This is a genomic window from Micromonospora sp. NBC_01392 (genome assembly GCF_045040125.1).
Taxonomy (GTDB): domain Bacteria; phylum Actinomycetota; class Actinomycetes; order Mycobacteriales; family Micromonosporaceae; genus Micromonospora.
The window spans coordinates 5,670,726-5,692,131 of the sequence record NZ_CP109549.1 but is presented as its reverse complement, the minus strand read 5'-3'; the positions used below and the strand labels follow the sequence as shown (position 1 = coordinate 5,692,131).

Annotated in this window: 19 protein-coding genes and 2 pseudogenes; 15 read left to right on the top strand and 6 right to left on the bottom strand. The window is 74.3% G+C overall.

The features are described from left to right. Positions 1-17 precede the first annotated feature (17 nt). On the bottom strand, positions 18-956 hold the full coding sequence (locus OG767_RS24470) for a phosphotransferase family protein (RefSeq protein WP_405090681.1): 939 nt from the start codon (positions 954-956) through the stop codon (positions 18-20). A 122-nt stretch (positions 957-1,078) separates the two neighbouring features. Then, positions 1,079-1,675, bottom strand: a complete 597-nt coding sequence (locus OG767_RS24465) for a dihydrofolate reductase family protein (RefSeq protein ID WP_405090680.1) — start codon at positions 1,673-1,675, stop codon at positions 1,079-1,081. A gap of 65 nt (positions 1,676-1,740) precedes the next feature. Here OG767_RS24465 and OG767_RS24460 point away from each other — a divergent pair, with 65 nt between their 5' ends. Together OG767_RS24460 and OG767_RS24455 are read left to right on the top strand one after the other, a co-directional pair. Next, entirely contained in the window at positions 1,741-2,325 is a 585-nt protein-coding gene (locus OG767_RS24460; RefSeq protein WP_405090679.1) for a TetR/AcrR family transcriptional regulator, read from the top strand. Between the two features lie 75 nt (positions 2,326-2,400). After that, positions 2,401-3,546 carry a polysaccharide pyruvyl transferase family protein gene (locus OG767_RS24455; protein ID WP_405090678.1) on the top strand — a complete coding sequence of 382 codons (1,146 nt, stop codon included), beginning with the start codon at positions 2,401-2,403 and terminating at the stop codon, positions 3,544-3,546. A 10-nt stretch (positions 3,547-3,556) separates the two neighbouring features. Here OG767_RS24455 and OG767_RS24450 read toward each other — a convergent pair whose 3' ends face one another. Then, positions 3,557-3,763 (bottom strand): hypothetical protein, encoded by a 207-nt coding sequence (locus OG767_RS24450; RefSeq protein WP_107155856.1) that lies wholly within the window; start codon positions 3,761-3,763, stop codon positions 3,557-3,559. Between the two features lie 84 nt (positions 3,764-3,847). Between OG767_RS24450 and OG767_RS24445 the strand changes: the two genes are divergently transcribed. Continuing rightward, positions 3,848-4,369, top strand: a complete 522-nt coding sequence (locus OG767_RS24445; protein WP_405090677.1) for a DinB family protein — start codon at positions 3,848-3,850, stop codon at positions 4,367-4,369. Positions 4,370-4,447: 78 nt separating this feature from the next. Here the strand turns inward: OG767_RS24445 and OG767_RS24440 are convergent, their stop codons facing one another. Further along, positions 4,448-5,311 carry a carbohydrate kinase family protein gene (locus OG767_RS24440; protein WP_405090676.1) on the bottom strand — a complete coding sequence of 288 codons (864 nt, stop codon included), beginning with the start codon at positions 5,309-5,311 and terminating at the stop codon, positions 4,448-4,450. Positions 5,312-5,374: 63 nt separating this feature from the next. On the opposite strand from OG767_RS24440, the pseudogene OG767_RS24435 reads away from it, so the two are divergent. From OG767_RS24435 to OG767_RS24425, 3 genes and pseudogenes are all read left to right on the top strand, one after another. Next, a pseudogene (locus OG767_RS24435) lies at positions 5,375-5,822 on the top strand (ATP-dependent helicase); the annotation flags it as partial. A gap of 113 nt (positions 5,823-5,935) precedes the next feature. After that, positions 5,936-8,488: pseudogene (locus tag OG767_RS24430) on the top strand (DEAD/DEAH box helicase); the annotation flags it as partial. Beyond that, positions 8,485-9,471 (top strand): SWIM zinc finger family protein, encoded by a 987-nt coding sequence (locus OG767_RS24425; RefSeq protein ID WP_405090675.1) that lies wholly within the window; start codon positions 8,485-8,487, stop codon positions 9,469-9,471. The pseudogene OG767_RS24430 and the gene OG767_RS24425, both read left to right, overlap by 4 nt. Positions 9,472-9,522: 51 nt before the next feature. Here the strand turns inward: OG767_RS24425 and OG767_RS24420 are convergent, their stop codons facing one another. Then, on the bottom strand, positions 9,523-9,780 hold the full coding sequence (locus OG767_RS24420; RefSeq protein ID WP_281936927.1) for a DUF3040 domain-containing protein: 258 nt from the start codon (positions 9,778-9,780) through the stop codon (positions 9,523-9,525). 556 nt (positions 9,781-10,336) lie between these two features. Between OG767_RS24420 and OG767_RS24415 the strand changes: the two genes are divergently transcribed. From OG767_RS24415 to OG767_RS24395, 5 genes are read left to right on the top strand one after another with little or no spacing between them, the layout of a single operon-like run. After that, positions 10,337-12,415 (top strand): DUF1800 domain-containing protein, encoded by a 2,079-nt coding sequence (locus OG767_RS24415; protein ID WP_405090674.1) that lies wholly within the window; start codon positions 10,337-10,339, stop codon positions 12,413-12,415. 14 nt (positions 12,416-12,429) lie between these two features. Then, on the top strand, positions 12,430-13,803 hold the full coding sequence (locus tag OG767_RS24410; RefSeq protein ID WP_405094294.1) for a DUF1501 domain-containing protein: 1,374 nt from the start codon (positions 12,430-12,432) through the stop codon (positions 13,801-13,803). Then, positions 13,800-15,215 (top strand): ferric reductase-like transmembrane domain-containing protein, encoded by a 1,416-nt coding sequence (locus OG767_RS24405; RefSeq protein ID WP_405090673.1) that lies wholly within the window; start codon positions 13,800-13,802, stop codon positions 15,213-15,215. Before OG767_RS24410 ends, OG767_RS24405 begins: the two co-directional genes overlap by 4 nt. Before the next feature lie 13 nt (positions 15,216-15,228). Next, positions 15,229-15,825 carry an FMN-binding protein gene (locus tag OG767_RS24400; protein WP_405090672.1) on the top strand — a complete coding sequence of 199 codons (597 nt, stop codon included), beginning with the start codon at positions 15,229-15,231 and terminating at the stop codon, positions 15,823-15,825. Positions 15,826-15,875: 50 nt separating this feature from the next. Then, positions 15,876-16,601 (top strand): FAD:protein FMN transferase, encoded by a 726-nt coding sequence (locus OG767_RS24395; protein WP_405094293.1) that lies wholly within the window; start codon positions 15,876-15,878, stop codon positions 16,599-16,601. 387 nt (positions 16,602-16,988) lie between these two features. On the opposite strand, the gene OG767_RS24390 is transcribed toward OG767_RS24395, so the two are convergent. Then, positions 16,989-17,660 carry a bifunctional DNA primase/polymerase gene (locus tag OG767_RS24390; RefSeq protein WP_405090671.1) on the bottom strand — a complete coding sequence of 224 codons (672 nt, stop codon included), beginning with the start codon at positions 17,658-17,660 and terminating at the stop codon, positions 16,989-16,991. A 216-nt stretch (positions 17,661-17,876) separates the two neighbouring features. On the opposite strand from OG767_RS24390, the gene OG767_RS24385 reads away from it, so the two are divergent. The 4 genes from OG767_RS24385 (at position 17,877) to OG767_RS24370 (ending at position 21,401) form a co-directional block, all read left to right on the top strand. Then, entirely contained in the window at positions 17,877-19,106 is a 1,230-nt protein-coding gene (locus tag OG767_RS24385) for a helix-turn-helix domain-containing protein (protein ID WP_405090670.1), read from the top strand. A gap of 16 nt (positions 19,107-19,122) precedes the next feature. Then, positions 19,123-19,698, top strand: coding sequence for a flavoprotein (locus OG767_RS24380; RefSeq protein ID WP_405090669.1), 576 nt, complete (start codon positions 19,123-19,125; stop codon positions 19,696-19,698). 138 nt (positions 19,699-19,836) lie between these two features. Further along, a complete protein-coding gene (locus OG767_RS24375; protein WP_405094291.1) occupies positions 19,837-20,667 on the top strand; it encodes a Nif3-like dinuclear metal center hexameric protein in 831 nt (276 codons plus the stop codon). Beyond that, entirely contained in the window at positions 20,664-21,401 is a 738-nt protein-coding gene (locus OG767_RS24370) for a zinc ribbon domain-containing protein (protein WP_405090668.1), read from the top strand. The genes OG767_RS24375 and OG767_RS24370 overlap by 4 nt, the downstream gene beginning before the upstream one ends. Positions 21,402-21,406: the final 5 nt, after the last annotated feature.

Sequence of the window (21,406 nt, the reverse complement as noted above, 5' to 3'; positions counted from 1 at the left end):
AGGACGGGAGGGGGAGGTCAGGGGTTCAGCCGGCGGGTCAGCCAGGGAAGCAGGGCGTCGGCCTGGAGTCGCTGGAACGCCCGCACGGTCGGGATGCCGGGCGGCGGCGGTTGACGGGCGCCGTCGAGGAAGAAACCGGTGAGGCCGGCCAGCACCCCGGTCAGATCGGCCGGGTCGACGTGCGCGGTGAGCGGCCGGGAGGCCAGCAGGGCGTCCGGGTCGTGGCCGCCGTACACCTGCACGTTGATGACGGTGAGCAAGGTGTCCAGCCAGGCGGGCCCGCGACAGGCCCAGGGCCAGTCGACCACGGTGACCCGGCCGTCCGGGCCGAGCAGCAGGTTGTCGGCGCGGACGTCGAGGTGGCAGAGCGTGTCGCCGGCCAGCGCGGCGAGGCCGCGGTCGGCGGCGGCGCACAGCTCGGGCAGGTGGTCGCGGGCCCACGGGTCGAGATCGGCGGGCGGATCGTCGGCGAGGCGTCGCCAGCCGGCGAAGTCGTGGACGAGCGCCTCGGTCGCGGTGGTGGTCGCGACCGTGGGGGCCGGGGTGAGCGTCGCGGCCATCGTCTCCAGCGTGGACAGCACGGCGGCCAGTTCGCCGGCGTCCCACGGGGTGACCGGGTGTCGGCCCTCGACGTCGGCGTAGACCAGCGCGATCCACTCGCCGTCGTCGTGGCTGCCGAGCAGCCGGGGCGTCGGCGCGGTCGGCGGCAGGGCGGCGGCGATCCGGGCCTCCGCGCGGTGCATGGCCGGCGTGTGCTGGTTCTGCGCGGGGCTGACCGCCTTGACGAAGGCCCGCCCGCCGCGCGCGGTGCGGACCCGGTCGGCGGTGCCGGGGGAGAAGCCGCCCGGCTGCGACTCCGCCGCCACCACCCGGTCGTCGAGGATGGCCTCGACCGCGGCGCGTACGTGGGCCGGCAGCTCGTGCCAGTGGAGTCGGGTCTTCGTCAGGCTGCTCACCCGGTCCACCGTGCGCGCCGTCCCCTCGCCGGGCAACCGAGTTAGCCGGGGGCCTTCGCTCGACGTCGAGGTGTCAAGCGGGGCTCCCGCCTCTACCGGACGCGTTAACAGGGGGCCCGGCCTTACCGCGCGTAGCGCAGCACCACGACGCCGCTGTCGAACGGGCGGGTGGTGGTGAGCGTGAACCGCCTCGGGTCGAAGCCGCGGTCGACCAGCGGGATGCCGCTGCCGGCCACCACCGGGTTGAGCTTGACCACCAGCTCGTCGATCTCGTCGAGGAGCTGGCCGGCGAGGTTGCCGCCGCCGCAGAGCCAGATGTCGCCGCCGGGGCGCGTCTTCAGCTCGCGGACGAACGCCGCCGGCTCGCCGGTCACCACCGAGACGTCCGGGTGGTCGGCCGGGGCCAGGGAGCGGCTGAAGACGTACTGCTCCAGGTGGGCGTAGGGGCTGGTGACGCCGACCTTCAGGGCCGGCTCGTAGGTGGCGCGACCCATCAGCACGGCGTCGAAGCGGCCGGTGGGTGGCGACGGGACGCCGAGTTGGGGGTGGGCGAACGTGGGCAGCGTCTGCGGCCAGTCGGACACCAGGTAGGGGGCCACGTCCGGCTCCAGCGGGAGGAAGTCGAACGACCCGTCGGGGGCGGCGATGAAGCCGTCGAGCGTGCTGGCGACGAAGTAGACGAGCGAGCGCAAACCGACTCCGATGTCCGGGGCAACCACGACGGCCGTCGTGGTTCGGCCACGAATATACAACACCTGTCGTGGTTGTTGCTAGGGTGTCCGGCGTGGCCAGGAACCCGGAACGCCGTACCCTGCTCGCCGACGCCGGCCTGCGGATCCTCGCCGCCGCCGGCGCGCGGGGGCTGACCCATCGGGCGGTCGACGCCGAGGCGGGCGTGCCCACCGGCACGACCTCCAACTACTTCCCGTCCCGGTCGGCGCTGCTCGCCGGCCTGGCCGAGCGGATCTTCGACCGGATAGCGCCCGACCCGGCGGTGGTGGCCGACCTGGGCCGCCGGGAGCCGTCACTCGCGCTGTTCACCGACTACCTGCGCGACATCGTCGCCCGCACCACCCGCGAGCCCGACCTCACCCGGGCGCTGTGGGAGCTGCGGCTGGAGGCCGGCCGCCGTCCCGAACTGCGGGCCGCGCTCGGCGACGTGCTCCGCCGGGGGTACGCCGACGACGTCGCCTTCCACGTCGCCGCCGGCCTGCCCGGCGGGGCGTACGAGATCGCGCTGCTGCACTACGCGGTTGACGGGCTCCTGCTCGACCTGCTCACCACCTCGATCGACGCCGGGTTCGACCCCGATCAGGTGGTTTCCACCCTGGTCTCCCGTCTGGTGGGCGGCGCGGACCTCGCCCCCTGAGCCCGGCACCCGACCGGGTTACCCCGGCGTGCGCAGCGGGAACGCTGGCCCGGACGCCACGGAAAGGAGCATCGGATGACCGGAGGCACCGGACTGACCATCGGCGTGCTCGGCTCGTACGGCGGACGCAACCTCGGCGACGAGGCGATCCTCACGGGTCTCCTGGCCGACCTGCGCCAGCACGAGCCGAACGCGCGGATCATCGTGTTCTCCCGCAACCCGGCGCACACCGCGCTGGCCCACCCCGAGGTCGAGGCGGTGCCGTGGGAGGGCGTCAGCCGGGTCGACTCGTCCCAGGTGCTCAACCAGCTCGACCTGCTCATCCTGGGCGGCGGCGGGATCCTCTACGACAAGGAGGCCCGGCGCTACCTGCGGGTGGTCCGGGTCGCCCAGGAGCGGGGCCTGCCGCTGCTCACGTACGCGGTCGGCGTCGGTCCGCTCACCGACGGGGTGGACACCGGCATGGTCCGTGAGACGCTGGCGCAGGCCGTCGAGGTGACCGTCCGGGACCAGGAGTCGCGGATGGTGCTGGAGGAGGCCGGCCTGGTCAACCCGATCACCGTCACCGGTGACCCGGCGTTCCTGCTCACGCCCGAGGAGTTCCCCGCGCAGTGGCTGCGCGAGGAGGGCGTGCCGGCCGGTTCGCGACTGGTGGGGTTGAGCGTGCGCGAGCCGGGCCGGGCCGCGGAACGCCTCGACGTGGACGGCTACCACCGGCTGCTCGCCCAGATCGGCGACTTCCTGGTGCACCGGATCGACGCGCACGTGCTCTTCGTCCCGATGGAACGCGACGACATCCGGCACTCGCACGGCGTGCTGTCGCACATGATCGCCGCGGATCGGGGCCGGATCCTGCACGGCGACTACCGGCCGACGCAGATCCTCGGCCTGATGCGCCACTTCGACCTGGCGGTCGGCATGCGGCTGCACTTCCTGATCTTCGCCGCCATGATGAACACGCCGTTCCTGCCGCTGCCGTACGCCGGCAAGGTCTTCGACCTGGCCCAGCGGCTCGGTGTGCCGGCGCTGCGCGGCATGGAGCGGGAGGTGGAGGGCCCGCTGCTGGCCGAGGTGGACCGGTTGTGGGACGAGCGGGCGGCCCGCGCCGACGAGACCGCCCGCCGGGTGGCCGAGGTCTGCGAGCAGGCGCGCGGCACCTCGCAGGTGACCCGTAGCGTGCTGGACAGCATCCGGGCCCGCGCGCTGACCCCGGTGGCCTGAGCCGGCGCGCTCAGACCGCCGGGCCGCGCCAGGTGTAGACCCATTCGTGCTCCGGCCGGTCGTCCGACTCCAGCTCGTAGATCTGCGCCTCCGCCAGCCCACCCGCCCCGAGGTGGTGGTGGGTGAGCGGCGGACGGCCGTTGCTGTCCAGCTCGACCGTGACGGTCTCGCCGTCGGCCGCGCCGCCGACCAGGGGAATGTGCACCGTGGAAGCCATGCGCCCATCCTGCCCCGGGCCGGCGCGCACGCGCAGCGGATAGCGGGGCAGCGGGCGGCCGGTCCGGCGACTAGCGTCCTCAGGATGGCGACCCCGACGATCGACCCGACACTCGGTCCGGTCCTCGCCCGCACGGGCGACGAACGGGCGATCCTCGACGCGTTCCTCGACTTCCACCGCGCCACCGTGCTGCGCAAGGCGCGCGGCCTCGCCGACGCCGACGCCGGTCGACGGCTGGTGCCCTCGCTGACCACGCTGGCCGGGCTGCTCAAGCACCTCGCCCTGGTCGAGGAGAACTGGTTCGTCCGCCTGTTCGCGCCGGAGCCGGGCGACGTCTACCTCACCTCCCAGGCCGACGCCGGCGCCAGCTTCACGCTCGGCCCCGACGACACGGTCGAGGCGCTCGCCGCTGCCTACGAGGCGGCCTGCGCCCGGTCCCGCGCCGTCGCCGCCCGCTTCGACCTCGACCACGTGGTGCCGCATCCCCAGCTCGGCGAGGTGTCGCTGCGCTGGGTGCTGGTGCACCTGATCGAGGAGACCGCCCGACACGCCGGGCACGCCGACATCCTGCGCGAGCTGACCGACGGCGAGACCGGCGCGATCTGAGCGTCGGAGCGGCCTCGTCCCGGCCGGCGGGCACGCTCCGGGCGCGGCGGCACCCGTCGAGCCGTCGGCCCGCGGGCGTCACCCGCGGGGCAGCAGCCCGTCCGGATACTCCATCCCGTCGTGGGTGCACGCGGCGGCGGCCACCCGGGCGGCGTAGCGGGCCGCGTCGAGCGGGTCGGCACCCCGCAGCCGGGCCGCGATCAGGCCGGCGGCGAAGGCGTCCCCGGCGCCGTTGGTGTCCACCACCGGCGCCGGTGGGGTGACGGCGGGCACGTGCGCCGGCGGCGTGTCCGGGGTGTGCAGCGTCGCGCCGGCCGCCCCGCCGGTGACCAGCACCGTGCGCGGCGCCAGCCCGGCCGCCACCTTGCCGGCCCGCTCGCCCAGCTTCACGTCGCTGACGAACACCAGCCCGGCGGCCTCGGCGAACGGCCGGTGGTAGTCGTTCTCGCCGTCCCAGTCGTGCAGATCGGTGGAGAGGGACGCGGCACCACGCAGCGTCGGCAGCGCGTCCCGCGCCCAATCCATGATCGACACGTGCGTGTGGGCGGCCCCGGCGACCAGCGCGGCCAGCTCCGCCTCGGCGAACGGCGCCGCCGGGCCGGACCACGGGCGCGGGTCGTACAACGACATCCGCCGGCCGGCCGGGTCGACCAGGTTCACCGACCGGCGGGTGCCGGCCGGCGCGCCCACCAGCACGGTCCGCACCGAGGTACGCGCCAGCGCCGCCCGCACCACGTCGCCGGCCGGATCGGCGCCCAGCACGTCGACGAGCGTCACCCGCAGGCCGAGCGCGTGCGCGGCCAGCGCCACCCCGGCCCCGGTGTTGCCGATCCGCAGCTCGACCGGGGGCACGGTCAGCGAGTCGGCGGCGGGCAGCGGCAGCGCGGGCACCCGGGCGCGTACGTCCACGCCCAGCCCGCCGATCACCAGGAGGTCGACCATGGCGCCGACGATATCCGCGCCGGGCCGCCTATCCTGGCCCCGGACGTCGGCGAGGGGGAGAGCGTGCTGGTCATCCACGGGCTGTGGCTGCCCGGCGCGGGGCTTGCCCTCTGGGCCGAGGACGGCACGCTGCCGGCCGCCGCGCCGCGCCGCCCCGGCCGTGCGCCCCGGGAACGGCCGCACCCGTTCGCCGCCGACCACGCCACGCTGGCCGCCGCGCTCGATCCGATGCCGGGTGAGCCGATCTCCGTGCTGCTCGGCCTGCCCACCCGCGCCGGCTCGCCGCTGGACTCGCCGGAGCTGGTCCGGGCCGCCGTCGGGGACCCGGTCCGCGGCCCGGTCACCCGCGCCGGTTGGCGGGTCCCCGCCCTGGCGTACGGCCCGGACGACGCGTACGCGCTGCTGCGCGCGCCCCGGCCGGACCCGGTCGGGGCCAGCGTGCGGCACCTGGCCGAGCTGGCCGACTTCGCCGCCGACCTGGTCACCCGTGGCCGCCTGCTCCCCACCGTGCTCGCCCTCAAGGAGGGGCCCCCGCTTAACGCCTCCGGTAGAGATGGGGCCCTCTCTCACCACCCGGCGCGAGCCCGGCGCCGGCTCCGGGCGGTGGCGGAGGCCGACGTGGTGACCGCGCTGGCGCTCTGGCGGCCACTGCTCACCGGCACGGACGCGGGCTGGGCCCGCGACCTGGCGCTGGCCCTGCCTCCGGCGGCCCGGGCCGCCCGCGAAGGCGTGGGGCCGGGCGAGCTGGTGGCGGATGCGCTGGACGCGCTCGTCGACGCCGCCGCCCGGACGGCCCTGGCCGACACCCGGCTGCACCGGGGCATGCGACCCGGTGGTCCGGTGCCGCGCTGGCTGGCCGCGCTCACCGGTCCGGAGCGCGCCTTCACCACCGAGCCGGCCGCGTTGGCGACGTTGCGGCGCGAGCTGGACGCCTGGCAGCACGACGCCGCCGGCGGCGCGGTACGGGCCACGTTCCGCCTGGTCGAGCCGGCCGTCGACCCGGTCGCCGAACTGGTCGAGGGCGGCGCGTGGCGGGTGGAGTTCGGTCTGCACCCGACCGACGAGCCGGGGCTGGTGGTCGACGCCGGGCACATCTGGCAGCGGCCCGTGCCCGCGCTCGCCGCGCGCGGCATCGACCCGCAGGAGACGCTGCTGGCGGAGCTGGGCCGGGCCAGCCGGCTCTGGCCGGAGGTGGACGCGGCGCTGCGTACCGCCGCGCCGGAGGGGATGGAGCTGGACGCCGAGGGCGCGCACCGGTTCCTGCGCGAGGGGGCGCCGGTGCTGCACGCGGCCGGGTTCGGAGTGCTGCTGCCGTCCTGGTGGCGGCGTTCCTCGTCCCGTCTCGGCGCCCGGCTGCGGGCGCGCAGCCGCACCGCTCCGGGCGCGGTCGCCACCGCCGCCGGCACGCTGGGGATGGACGCGCTCGTCGACTACCGCTGGGAGGTGGCGCTCGGCGACCAGCCGCTGACCGCCGAGGAGTTGGCCTCGCTGGCCGACCTGAAGTCGCCGCTGGTCCGGCTGCGGGGTCGCTGGGTCGAGCTGGACCCGCAGCGGCTGGAGGCCGGGCTGCGCCTGCTGCGGTCCTCCGGCGAGCTGACCGTGGCGGACCTGCTGCGGATGGGGCTCTCCGGCGAGGAGGGTGGTGGCGAGCTGCCGGTGCTGGACGTGGTCGCCGACGGGGCGCTCGGCGAGCTGCTGGCCGGCGAGGCGGAGCGGCGGCTCACCCCGGCCGACCCGCCACCGGGCTTCGTCGGGACGCTGCGGCCGTACCAGCGGCGCGGTCTGGCCTGGCTGACCTTCCTCCAGTCGCTGGGGCTGGGCGGGATTCTCGCGGACGACATGGGGCTGGGCAAGACGGTGCAGCTGCTCGCGTTGCTCGCCGGCGACCCGCCGCAGGCCGGGCCCACGCTGCTGGTGTGCCCGATGTCGCTGGTCGGCAACTGGCAGCGGGAGGCCGCGACGTTCGCGCCCGACCTGCGCGTGCACGTGCACCACGGCGCGGAGCGGGCCCGGGGCGAGGAGTTCAGCGCCGCCGTGCAGGAGGCGGACCTGGTGCTCACCACCTACTCGGTGGCCGCCCGGGACGCCGTCGACCTGGCCGGCGTGGACTGGCACCGGGTGGTGGTGGACGAGGCACAGGCGATCAAGAACGCCGCGACCCGGCAGGCCGAGGCGGTCCGCGCGCTGCCCGCGCGGCACCGGGTCGCAGTCACCGGTACGCCTGTCGAGAACCGGCTTGCCGACCTCTGGTCGATCATGCAGTTCGCCAATCCGGGGCTGCTCGGCCCGGCCGCGACGTTCCGCAAGCGGTTCGCCGAGCCGATCGAGCGGCACGGCGACGCCGAGGTGGCCGAGCGGCTGCGCCGCGTCACCGGCCCGTTCGTGCTGCGGCGGCTCAAGACCGATCCGTCGATCATCACCGACCTGCCGGAGAAGCTGGAGATGGAGGTGCTCTGCAACCTCACCGCCGAGCAGGCCGCGCTCTACCGGGCGGTGGTCGACGACATGATGGCGAAGATCGAGTCCAGTGACGGGATCGAGCGCCGGGGGCTGGTGCTGGCCACCATGACCCGGCTCAAGCAGGTCTGCAACCATCCCGCCCAGTTGCTGCACGACGGCTCCGCGCTGGCCGGCCGCTCCGGCAAGCTGGAACGGCTCGACGAGATCGTCGACGAGGTGCTCGCGGCGGACGAGCGGGCGCTGCTCTTCACCCAGTACGCCGAGTTCGGCGGGATGCTGCGCGGGCATCTGTCGGCGCGTACCGGCCGGGAGGTGCTGTTCCTGCACGGCGGCGTCGGCAAGGCCGAGCGGGACGCCATGGTCACCCGGTTCCAGTCGCCGGACGGCCCGCCGCTGTTCGTGCTCTCGCTCAAGGCCGGCGGCACCGGGCTCACGCTGACCGCCGCCAACCACGTGGTGCACGTGGACCGCTGGTGGAACCCGGCGGTCGAGGACCAGGCCACCGACCGGGCGTTCCGCATCGGCCAGCGTCGTCGCGTGCAGGTACGCAAGTTCGTCTGCGCCGGCACGGTGGAGGAGAAGGTGGCCGCGATGATCGCCGACAAGCGGAACCTGGCCCGGTCGGTGGTGGGCAGCGGCGAGCAGTGGGTCACCGAGTTGTCCACCGAGACGCTGCGGGAGCTGTTCACGCTGGAGGCCGGGGCGGTGGTCGAGTGAGTACGGGTCCCCGCTTCGACGAGTACGGGCCGCCGCTGCGGGTCGAGGGTGGGCTGCGGGCGCGCAGCACCCGGGGCGCGATCGGGCGTTCCTGGTGGTCGCGGCGGTTCCTGGAGGTGCTGGAGTCGTTCGCGCTCGGCTCCCGGCTCACCCGGGGCCGGGCGTACGCGCGCCGGGGGCAGGTGCTCCGGCTGGACGTCGCGCCCGGACTCGTCACCGCCGAGGTGCAGGGGTCGCGGCCGACTCCGTACCCGGTGCGGATCGGTTTGTCCGCGTACCCGGAAGAGGTCTGGCGTCGGATCGAGGCGGAGCTGGCCGGGCAGGCGTTCTTCAGCGCCCGGCTGCTCGCCGGTGATCTGCCGGCGGAGCTGGAGGAGCTGTTCGCCGCGGCGGGCGCGCCGCTGTTCCCGGCCGAGGTGGGCGAGCTGGCGCAGCGCTGTGGCTGCCCCGACTTCGCGGTGCCGTGCAAGCACCTGGCGGCCACGTTCTACCTGCTCGCCGAGGCGTTCGACGCGGACCCGTTCCGGCTGCTGCACTGGCGCGGCCGGTCCCGGGCCGACCTGCTGGACCGGCTGCGGACGCTACGCGGAGTCCGGCCCGACGGATCGGCGGCGTCGTCGGCCGGGTCGGTGGACCCGCCGGTCGGGACGGCAGCGGCGTCGTCGGCCGGGTCGGTGGACGAACCGGCCGGGGCGGCAGCGGTGTCGTCGGCGGGGTCGGTGGACCAGCCGGCCGGGGCGGCGGCGGGGTCGGTGACCGGCGCCGGGCGGGTGCTGGCCGGGTTGACGCCGATCGAGCCGGCGGCGGAGCTGGACCGGTTCTGGCTCTCACCGGTGGCCCTGCCCGACCGTCCGCCCACCCTGGACACCGGCCCGGAGCTGCTGCTGCGGCAGCTCGGCCCACCCGGCGCCGAGATCGGTGGACCGGGCCTGGTCGAGCGGCTGCGCCGCGCGTACCGGGAGTTCCGCGGACCGACCGGTTGAGCGGGTGCCCCACCTCTACCGGAGGCGTTGAGCGGGGGCCCGTGCTTGCGCTCACCGCAGGCGGTGGCGGAAGCGCCACATCAGGGCCGCGTTGGCGACCAGCACCGTGGCGCAGATCGCCCCGGCCAACCGGCCGGCCAGCACGGTCATCGCTGGCAGCGAGGCCCACAGCGTGATCGTCAACAGCATCAGGTACCGGCCCCGGCGACCCCTGATCCGATTGTCCAACCGGGCGAAGAACCGCGGATCGCTCTCCCGTAGCTGGCGGGTGATCTGTTCGAACCTGCGCTGATCCTCTTGGCTGAGCATGGCGATGCCTTCCCCTCACGGCTTCAGCGGTTCGGCGGCTTACCCGGATTCCCCGCCCGTCACGCCCCCTGCCCCTGCTCGTTTCCCTCCGCCCCCGACAACGAGCGCCCGGTTTCACGGAAAGAGTGGCCATCCGAGGCGGAATGGCCACTCTTTCCGTGAATCTGCGCGGCGGGAGGGTGGGGGTGGGTGAGGGGAGGCGCGGGGGAGGCGGGGTGGGGGAGAGGGGTAGGGGAGGCTTAGCGGTGTCTTAAGTTTGCCTGTGGGGGTGAACGGGGGGTGAGGGCCCGATGGCGGGCGAAACCTCGCGTCGAGTTGGTTGCCGGGTGAGTCGGCCCTGCTCCGGGGGGTGCTGGGAAGAGGTGTCGACGTCGGGGGCCCCGCGCTGGGTCTGAGCACCGTCTTAAGTGTGCTCAGGAGCCGCTCCGGGCCGCCTTGAGCAGCCGGTCCGGCCTGGCTACTTTCCCGTAGCAACTCTCCGGCAACCGTCGCCGCCCCTCCCACCCAACCCCCGGGTGGCAGGCGTGCCGGCGCTCGAAGAAAACGGGATAGCTACATGGCCGACCTGAACGTGCCACCGCGTCGACCTCGGGACGACCGCGGCTGGGACGGATACCAGCACCCCCATCCGGACGGGTACCGCGACCTGGGCGCCACCGCCCCGTACGCCGGCGGTCACCCCGCCCCGGCGCCGCAGCCCGCCCCGGGCCCCCAGTGGGTCGGACCGAACGGCTTCGCCCCGGCCGGCCACGCGCCCGGCGCGGGTCACCCCCAGCCGCACCCCGGCTACGCCCAGCCCGCCGGTGGGTACCCGCCGCCGGCCGGCCCGGGACTGCCCAACCTGGACGACGACTCCGACGACGCCCCGAGTCGTGGCCGGCGTCGTGCCCTCGCCACGCTCGGCGGCGCGGCGGTGGTCGCCGGCGGCGCGGCCTTCGCGCTCTCCCCGCAGCTTCGTGGCCTGTTCTCGGACGACGTGGCGGCCGGTGACGCCACCGGCACGGTGACCACCGACGGCACCCAGGCGCGGCCCAGCGGCCAGCAGCCCAGCACGGTGCGGACCTACACCGAGCAGAACGAGAGCTACATGGGCTCCCGGGCGGGCGCGGCGCTCAAGCGCAACGCCCCGACCGGCGGCCGGATCTTCGGCAGCCCGGCGGCTGCCGCGGCGGCGACCGAGGTGACCGTGAAGACGGTGCTCGCCAAGGACCCGATCCGCCACCTGGCCAGCCGGACCACGTTCGGCCCGACGCCCAAGGTGATCGCCGACATCAAGAAGCTCGGCATCGACAACTGGCTGCGCCAGCAGTTGGAGCCGGAGAAGATCGCCCCGACCAAGGCCGAGCTGAAGCTGTCCGAGTTGCCCTCGCTGAAGCTCAGCCCGACCCAGCTCCGCGACCAGCGCGACCAGCTCAACGAGCGCGGCGTCGACCCGGCCCGGGAGACGGTGGACGCCACCATCGCCCGGCAGATCTGGTCCGACCGCCAGCTCTTCGAGGTGATGGTCGACTTCTGGAACGACTTCCTGCACGTGGCGGCCGACTTCGACGGCGGCGAGACGTACCGCAACTCGTTCGACAAGGACGTCATCCGCAAACACGCGCTGGGCAGCTACCCGGAGATGCTGGTCGCCGCGAACAAGCACCCGGCGCTGCTGCTCTACCTGAACCAGGTCGACTCGCGCAAGGACGCGATCAACGAGAACCTGGCCCGGGAGAACCTGGAGCTGTACTCGGTCGGCGTCGACGGCGGCTACACCGAGAAGGACGTGCGGCAGGCCGCCATGCTCCAGACCGGGCGGGGCGTCGCGGACGGCAAGTACATGTTCTTCGGCGACCGGCACTACGTCGGCAAGGTGAAGATCCTCGGGTTCAGCCACGCCAACAACTCGAACGACCCGAAGGTCGCCGACAAGGTGATCGACTCGTACATCAGGTACATCGCGCTGCACCCGTCGACCGCGAAGTACGTGGCCCAGAACCTGGCCACCCGGTTCGTCTCCGACACGCCGCCGAAGTCGATCGTGGACCGGCTGGCGAAGGCGTACACCACCAACAAGGGCCAGATCCGGCCGGTGCTGGCGACGCTGTTCAGCTCCTCGGAGTTCTGGGCCGCGGTCGGCCAGAAGGTCCGCCGCCCGATGGAGTACCTGGTCGCCACGTACCGGTCGCTGGGCGTGGGCCCGGACGCGACCGCCGGGTTCCAGGGCGACCAGCGTCGTACGCCGTTCGCGCAGGGCCTGCGGCAGATCCAGGACAAGATGCGCGAGCTGGGCCAGTACCCGATGGGCAAGCCCACCCCGGACGGCTACGCCGACGTCTACCTCGCCTGGACCTCGGCCGGCACCATGGTCGACGGCTGGAACGAGGCCGGCGACCTGCTCGGCGGCTGGCGCAAGCAGTTCACCTACGTGAAGCCGGAGAAGCTGGTGGCGAAGCCGCCGACGACCGCCGGGGCGTACGTGGACGCGTTGGCGCAGAAGCTCGTGCACCAGAAGCTCAGCGCCAAGGAGAAGAAGCTCGTGCTCGCCGTGGCCGGGGTGTCCGAGGGCGCCAAGGTCGACGCCACCTTCAACGGGGCCATCGCCGCGGTCGCGCGGACGATCCTCGCGTCCCCCCAGCACCACCTCCGGTGAGGCATTCGATGGAGATGACCGTGAACCCGTACCCCCTGCACCCCGAATGCCCCGACGTGCGGCGACTGGCCGACAACCCGGCCGAGGCGCTGCTGCGCGCGGAGGCGGACATCGTCGCGGCCGAGAACGCGGCCGAGGCCGACCGGTACCGCCGGCTGGAGGAGGTCGAGGAGGCCCAGCAGGACGGCCGGGGCGTCACCCGGCGTACCTTCGTGGCCGGCGCGGCGGCCACCGCGACCGCGCTGGCGACCGCGCAGTTCGTGACCACCTCGGCGTCGTTCGCGGCGACCAAGACCGGCACGCTGATCCACGTCTTCCTCTACGGCGGGCTGGACGGTCTGAGCCTGGTCGCCCCGGCGAACGACCCGGTGCTCGGCAAGTCCCGCCCCGACCTGCTGCTCGGCAACGACTCGCTGGCCCTGGCCCGCGGCTTCAAGCTGACCAGCGCGTTCGCCCCGCTGGAGAAGTGGCTCAAGGCCGGGCAGCTCGGCTTCGTGCCGGCCGTGTCGGACCCGCGGCTGTCCCGCAGCCACTTCCAGGCCGCCGACGCCTGCAACCTGGGCGGCCTGCCGGGCGAGACCGGCGGCCGGGGCTGGCTGGACAGCCTGGTCGACACGCTCGGCAAGGGCACCGCGTTCCGCAGCGTCGGGATCGGCAGCACGCTGCCCCGCTCGCTTGTCGGCGTGAACGGCGCGATCTCCCTCAACAACGTCGGTGAGCTGCGGCTCAACGGCGACGACAAGTACCGCGCGGCCACCGAGAAGGCGATCCGCGGCCTGTTCACCGGCATCAACCACCCGGTGGAGGAGGCGGTCATCGAGGGCATGGGCGCGCTGTCCACCGCCCAGAAGCTCGCCGCCAAGCCGTACGCCGCCGCGGCCGGCGTCAAGTACGAGGGCGTCGGGAACGCGTTCCAGCAGCTCGCCCAGCTCATCAAGGGCGGGGCGAACGTGCGGGTGGCGACCGTCGGCATGGGCGGCTACGACACCCACGAGAACCAGGGCACCAGCGAGGGCGGCCAGCTCTGGCGGCGGCTCAACGAGCTGGCCACCGCCATGGCCGCGTTCTTCACCGACCTGGGTGACAAGGCCGCGGACGTGACGGTCATGGTGTCCAGCGAGTTCGGCCGGCGGGTCGCCTCGAACAGCGGCGGCACCGACCACGGGCACGGCGGCGTGGTCACCGTGCTGTCCGGGCGCAAGCTCGCCGGCTCGCTGCTGGGCACCTGGAACGGCCTGGACAAGTTGGACAGCGGCGACGTGCCGGAGTACAACAACATGTTCAACGTCTACGGGTCGGTGGCGCAGGGCCGCTTCGGCCTGACCGCCGCCCAGGTGGACAAGGTCTTCCCCCGGCAGAAGTTCACCCCGATCAAGATGTACGCGTGACGTATCAGCACACCGACGCCGCCGGCCGTCGTACCGGGCACTCCGCCCCGTACGGCGGCCGTCCGGCTGCTCCCGTACCACCGGGCCGGCCGCGTCGCGGGCCCGGCGGCCGGCGGGCGCTGGCGGCGGCGTTCTGGCTCGGTCTGGTCGTCGCGGTCCTGCCGTGGTGGCTGGACACCCCGGCCGGCTCGCTGGCCGACACCGCCGACCTGCTCACCGCCGGTGGCCGGATCACCGGCCTGATCGCCGGTTACCTGCTGCTGGTGCAGGTGCTGGCGATGAGCCGGCTCGGCGTGCTGGAACGGGTGCTGGGCGGCGAGCGGATCTCCCGGCTGCACCGGGACCTCGGCGCGACGCTGCTGGTGGCGGTGCTCACCCACATGGCGCTGCTGGTGGTGGGCTACGCCCGGCAGGAGCGCAACTCCGTGTTCGGCGAGGTCGGCGCGCTGCTCACCGACTACGAGGACATGCTCTCCGCGTTCGTGGCCGCCGGGATCATGGTGGTGGTCGGGTTCACCGCGGTCCGCGGCATCCGCCGCCGGCTGCCCTACGAACTCTGGTACGTGCTGCACCTGACCAGCTATCTCACCCTGCTGCTCGGCTACGCGCACCAGTTCAGCAACGGCGCCCAGCTCCACGAGCCGGGGCCGGTGCGCACCGGCTGGATCGCCGCGTACCTGCTGGTGGTGGCCGCGCTGGCGTGGGGCCGGATCATCGCGCCGCTGGTGTTCAACCTCCGGCACCGGCTGCGGGTGGCCGACGTGGTGGCGGAGAGCCCGGACACCGTCTCGGTCTATCTGACCGGGCAGCGGCTCAACCAGATCGACATGCTCGGCGGCCAGTACTTCCGCTGGCGGTTCCTCAACCCCGGCGGCTGGTGGCAGTCGCACCCGTTCTCGGTCTCGGCGGCGACCAACGGCCGCTGGCTGCGGCTCACCGTGAAGGTGGTCGGCGGGCACACCGCCGACCTGCGCGACCTCACCCCGGGCACCCGGGTGTGGGCGGAGGGCCCGTCCGGCACGTTCACCGCCGCGCACCGCACCCGGGAGCGGGCGCTGCTCATCGCCGGCGGCAGCGGCATCGCGCCGCTGCGGGCCATGCTGGAGGAGCTGCCGCCCGGCGCGGCGCTGATCTACCGCGCGCGTACCCCGGCCGACGTGCTGCTGCACCAGGAGCTGGACTGGCTGGCCCAGGCCCGGCAGACCTCGGTCTGGTACGTCATCGGCCGCCGCGACGACCCCGGGCCCCGCCAGGTGATGAACCCGGAGGGGCTGCGCCACCTGGTGCCCGACCTGACCCGCCGCGACGTCTACCTGTGCGGGCCGGGCGGCCTGGTCGACGAGACCGTGCGGGCGCTGCGGGCGGCCGGCGTGCCCCGCCGCCAGATCCACCTCACCGCGTTCGAGCTGTAGGAAGGCATCCACCATGCGTCGCGCGCTGATCGCGATCACCGGACTGGCCGCCGGCACCACCGCGCTTGTGGTCCTCAAGGGCGGCCCCGGTGCCGGGCAGGCCACCGCCGGTGACGTGCCGGCCGCGTCGGCTCCGGTCGCGCCGGGCGGCTCACCCGCGCCCGACGCCCCGCCGCCCACCGCGTCCGGCGTGACGCCGTCGGCGGCGCCCAGCACCTCGGCGAAGCCGAGCGCGAAGCCCTCCGCCGACCGGACCCCGGCGACCCGGACCAGCACCCGGACCCGGACCGCCCCGGCCGCGCCGAGGACCACCACGAAGGCGCCGAAGCCCACCACGCGGACGGTCACCGGGCCGACCGTCACCTACCGGTACGGGTCGCTGCGGGTGCAGATCACGCTGAGCGGCAGCCGCATCGTCGACGCGACCGGGCTGGACATGCCGGTCGGCGGCCAGGAGGGGCAGCGCGCCGACGACGTGCAGGCCCGCTACAGCGGCAGCTCCGGCGAGGTGGTGGCGAAGCAGAGCGCCAACCTGAACACCGTCTCCGGCGCCACGTACACCAGCACCGCGTACAAGCAGTCGTTGCAGTCCGCCCTCGACAGGGCGTGACGCGGTTGGCCGCCGCCGGCCGGCCCGGCCTGCGTCGGGTCGAGCAGATCATGGGTACGGCGATCAGCCTCGACCTGGCCGACGACCTGCCCGCCGCCACGTCGCACGAGCTGGCCGAGCGCACGTTCGACTGGCTGCGCGAGGTGGACGCCCGGTTCAGCACGTACCGGGACGACAGCGAGGTGTGCCGGCTGGACCGGGGCGAGCTGCGGGCGGTCGACGCCTCCGGCGACCTGCGGGCGGTGCTGGCGCGCTGCGCCGACCTGTGGACGGCCACGGACGGCTTCTTCGACGCGTACGCCACCGGGCGGCTGGACCCGTCCGGCTACGTGAAGGGGTGGGCGGCACAGGTCGCCTCGGACCGGCTGGTGGCGGCCGGCGCCCCGAACCACTGCGTGAACGCGGGCGGCGACGTCCGGGTCCGGGGGCACAGCCCGACCGGCGAGCCGTGGCGGATCGGGGTGCGGCATCCGTGGGACCCGGCGGCCACCTGCCTGGTGCTGACCGGCACCGACCTGGCGGTCGCCACCTCCGGTGTCTACGAGCGCGGCCACCACGTGGTCGACCCGCGCCGGGGCACGCCGGCGGCCGGCCTGCGTTCGGTCACCGTGGTCGGCCCCGACCTGGGCGTGGCGGACGCGTACGCGACGGCGGCGGTGGCCATGGGCGAGCCCGGCATCGCCTGGCTGGACCGTCTTCCCGCGCCCTGGCGGCACGCCGTGGTGACGGACGACGCCCGCCTCCTCCGCTCCCACGCCCTCCCCGCAACCTCCTGACCCCCCGGCCCTCCGGATGCGCTGTTTCACGGAAAGAGGGCCTATCCGGCCGCGCACAGGCACTCTTTCCGTGAAACAGCGCGAAGGGGGACAGCGCGAAGGGGGACAACGGGGGCGCGGGTCAGCGGAGGGGGCGGTGGAGGATGGCGGGGCGGGAGCCTGGGGGGCGGGCACCCGGGGGGCGGGCGCCGCGGGGGCGGGTGAAGGCCCACAGGTGCGGGCGGCGGCGGTGGTGCGGTGGTGGCTCGGTGCCGCCGGTGTGGCGGGCCGCGTCGTCCCTGGACATCCTCAACCCCCGCTCTGGCGCGGATGCGCCCTCGCCCGGCTCAACGAGCCCGGTGGCGGGGAGGTCGCTCTCGGCGACAGTCGGGCAGTCGACCGGTCGGGTCAGCGACCCCGGCGGGGCAGCGGGAGATGACCGGGGAACAGCTCCGGGGTGAGCGTGACGCCGGCTGCCCGCAACGCCGCGATCAGCGCGTTCTGCACCAGGTAGGAGTCGGGGAGCTGCCAGCGGGCCTGTTCCGGGGCGACCGCCCAGCGCACCGCGCCCTCGGGCAGCCGGGTGGGCGGGGCCGGGATCCACGAGCCGGGGCCGTGCCGCACCACGTGGAAGCAGTGTTCCAGCTCCGGTCGCAGCGGGTCGCCGGGGCGGACCAGGAACATCCAGCGGCCGGTCGGGGTGACCAGCACCGGTCCGCGTACGCCGAAGCCGGCCGGGTGGGCGGCGACCGTCTCCAGCACCTGCCGGCCCAGGTGGGCGGCGACCTCCAGCACGTCGAACGCGCGCCCGGTGGGCAGCAGCACCCCGTGTGGGCGGCTGCGCCACCAGGTGGCCACCCGGGCCGGATCGGCGCTGGCTGCGTGGTCCCACTCCTCCAGCGCGGGGTGGCAGCCCACCGTGGGGCAGCCGGCCCGGCCGCAGACGAAGCGACTGTTGGCGAGGCAGGCGCCGGGCGTGACCGGCCAGCCGTGCAGCGCGTACCGGATCGCGACCCGTCGCAGCCGCACCCGCTCCAGCGGCGACAGGTGAGTGACGCGCGGTCGGACGTTCCCCCACATGTGTGCCATCCCCTCTCGCCCCACCGAATCGTCCACCGCCACGCGTCGAGAACCGTCACTGCCGTAACCCGGGATCGTTGACCTGACGAATGGCCGGTGCAACTTGCACGAAAATTACGAGAACTGGCTGGACGGCTGACGTACAACCTGTGCGACCAGGGCAAATCTGGTGAACGTGCGGTGACCGGCCGGCGCCGACAGGGGGAGGGTGCGGGGATGGACGAACTACCCATAGGCCGGCGGGTGGCGTACTGGCGGAGCCGTCGCAAGATGTCCCAACAGGTCTTCGCCGACCGGCTCGGCAAGTCCAAGAGCTGGGTGGACAAGGTGGAGCGCGGGGTCCGCCGGTTGGACAAGTTCTCCGTGCTCTACGAGATCGCCGACATCCTCCAGATCGACGTGCAACTGCTGCACGGCAAGGACCCGGAGCGCCGCAGCGACGCGCTCAACTGCATCGACCAGGTCGAGGTGGAGGAGATCCGCTCCGCCCTGGAGCGCTACGACTCGATGAGCGCCTACTTCGACGCGGCGCCGTACCCGCCACCGCTCGCCGACATGCGCAAGGCGGTCAACCACGCCTGGCTCACCTACCAGTACGGCCGCTACGGCATGCTCACCCGGGCGCTGCCCAAGCTGCTGCGCGACGCCCAGGCGGCGGACGCCGTCTACGGTGGCGACGACCAGGGTCGGGAGGCCGCCCACCTGCTCGGGCAGGTCTACCAGATCGCCTCCTCGGTGCTGCGCAAGCTGGGCGAGTGCAACCTGGCCTGGCTGGCCGCCGACCGCTCGATGGCGGTCGCCCAGCGGGCTGACGACCCGCTGCTCGCCGGCATCGCCACCACCCGGGTCTGCAACGCGCTCGTCGCGATGGGCCGCCCCCGCCCCGCGCTCGAACTCAACGTGCGGATCGCCGACCGGCTCGCCCCCGGCAGCGACACCGAGGCCCGGCCGGAGCGTCTCTCGGTCTACGGCTCGCTGCTGCTCCAGGGCGCCATGGCCGCCGCCCGGATCGGCGACTCGGCGACCGTGGACGACCTGATCAGCGGTGCCGCCGAGGCGGCCGTCCTGCTCGGCGGCGACCACAACCACTACTGGACGTCGTTCGGCCCGACCAACCTGGAGCTGCACCGCGCCGCCGCGGCGGTCGAGCTGGGCGACGGCGGCCGGGCGGTGGAGACCCACCAACGGCTGCCCACCGCGGCGTTCAACGCGCTCCTGCCGGAGCGGCGCGCGCACCACCTGCTCGACCTGGCCCGGGGGTACGCCCAGATCGGCGACGTCGCCAACGCCGGCGACATGCTGTTGCAGGGCGACCGGCTCGCGCCCTCCGAGATCCGGTGCCGGCCCATCGCCCACGAACTGATGTCGGACGTGCTCCGTCGCACACGTGGTGCGCCGCCGCCGCCGATTGCGGAGTTGGCTGAGCACATGGGAGTCGGAGTATGAGCGCGGGCCGGGGCCGATGAGCGGTCCGCACACCAGCGACGGGCACCACGGGGTGCTCTACGTCATCGCCTGCGGTTCGCCGCTGGCCCGTCACGTCGGCCGGCTGGTCGACCTCGCCCGGTCCGACGGCTGGACGGTCTGCGTGGTCACCACACCGGACGGCGCGAAGTTCGTCGACCGGGCCGCGTTGGCGCGGCAGACCGGCCACCCGGTCCGTACGCACTACAAGCACCCGGGTGACCCGGACGTGCTGCCCCCGGCGGACGCCATGCTGGTCTGCCCGGCGACGGTCAACACGGTCAACAAGTGGGCGGCGGGCATCACCGACACGCTCGCGCTCGGCCTGCTGATCGAGGCGCAGGGGCTCGGCGTGCCGATCGCGGCGGTCCCGTTCACCAACGTGGCGATGGCCGGGCACCCGGCGTTCCGGGCCAGCCTGAACCGGCTCGCCGAGTGGGGCGTCCGGGTGGTCTTCGGCGACCACGTCGTACGCCTGCACCCGCCCGGGACCGGCGAGCAGCACCTGGACGCGTTCCCCTGGGAGGCCGGCCTGGCCGCCCTGCGCGGCGCGGCCCGCCCGTTGGCCGCCTGAGGTGTAAGCACGGGCCCCTTGTTAACGCATTCGGTGGTGCAGGGGGCCCCGCTTAACGCCGTGGACGTGGAAACCGCCGGACGGCCGGTAAGCTGGCCGGCCGTGAGCACAACCGGATCGACGCCCACGGTCGCCGACGTGGTGGCCGCCCTGGACCGCCGCTACCCGCCCGCCTGGGCGGAGGAGTGGGACCGGGTCGGCCTGGTGGTGGGCGAGCCCGACCAGCCGGTCCGCCGGGTCGCCTGCGTGGTCGACGTGGTCCCGGAGACGGTGGACGAGGCGCTCGCCGCCGGCGCCGACATGATCGTCGCGCACCACCCGCTGCTGCTGCGCGGCGTCTCCTCGGTGGCGGCCACCACGTTCAAGGGCCGGATCGTGCACCGGCTGATCAAGGCCGACGTCGCCCTGTACGTGGCGCACACCAACGCCGACGTGGCCGACCCCGGCGTGTCCGACGCGCTCGCCGCCCGGTTCGGGCTGACCGGGCTGCGTCCGCTGCACCGGCCCCGCCCCGGCTCACCGGCCGACGCGCCCGGCCGGGGCATCGGCCGCGTCGGCGAGCTGCCCACGCCGGTCACGCTGGCCGAGCTGACCCGGCTGGCCGCCGACGTGCTCCCGGTCACCGCCTGGGGCGTTCGCGCCGCCGGGGATCCCGGGCGTATGGTTCGTACCCTCGCCGTCAGCGGCGGCTCGGGGGACGCCTTCCTCGCCGAGGCGGCGGCGGCCGGGGTGGACGCGTTCCTCACCGCGGACCTGCGCCACCATCCGGCCGGCGAGCACCTCGCCGCCGGGGGCCCGGCCCTGCTGGACGCCGCCCACTGGGCGACCGAACGGCCCTGGCTGGACGACCTGGCCGCCCACCTGGCCGACGACCTCGGCGTCGAGACCGTGGTGTCCGACCTGGACACCGACCCCTGGACCGTGCACGCCGCCGCGCCCCGACCGGACGACAAGGAGCCCCGACCGTGAAGGCTGACCCGAAGGTGCAGCGTCGCCTGCTCGACCTCCAGGCGATCGACACCACGCTCGCCCAGTTGGCGCACCGTCGCCGCAGCCTGCCGGAACGGGCCGAGCTGGAGGCGCTCGCGCGCGAGCTGTCGGCGCTGGAGGACGAGCGGGTCCGCGCCCAGGTGGCCGTCGACGACCTGGACCGGGACATCGCCCGGCTGGAGAAGGACGTCGACCAGGTGCGGGCCCGCAAGAGCAAGGACGAGGCCCGGCTGGCCTCGGGCAACGGCCCGGCCCGGGAGCTGGAGGCGCTCCAGCACGAGCTGGTCTCGCTGAACCGCCGGCAGAGCGACCTGGAGGACGCCGAGCTGGAGCTGATGGAGCAGCGGGAGACCGCGCAGGGCGTGCTGGACGGCATCGAGAGCCGGATCGCCGAGGCACGGGAGCGCCGGGCCGCGACCGAGCAGCGCCGCGACGACGCGCTCGCCGAGATCGCCAAGGAGGAGGAGTTCAAGCGCACCTCCCGGCAGCCGCTCGCCGGTGACCTGCCGGCGGACCTGGTCACGCTCTACGACAAGATCCGCGAGGACACCGGGATGGGCGCCGCGCTGCTCACCGGCGGTCGCTGCGGTGGCTGCCGGCTGGAGCTGTCCGGCGCCGACCTGGCCCGGATCCGCAAGTCGGACCCGGACGACGTGGTCCGCTGCGAGGAGTGCCGCCGGATCATGGTCCGGACCAACGAGTCGGGGCTGTAGCCGCC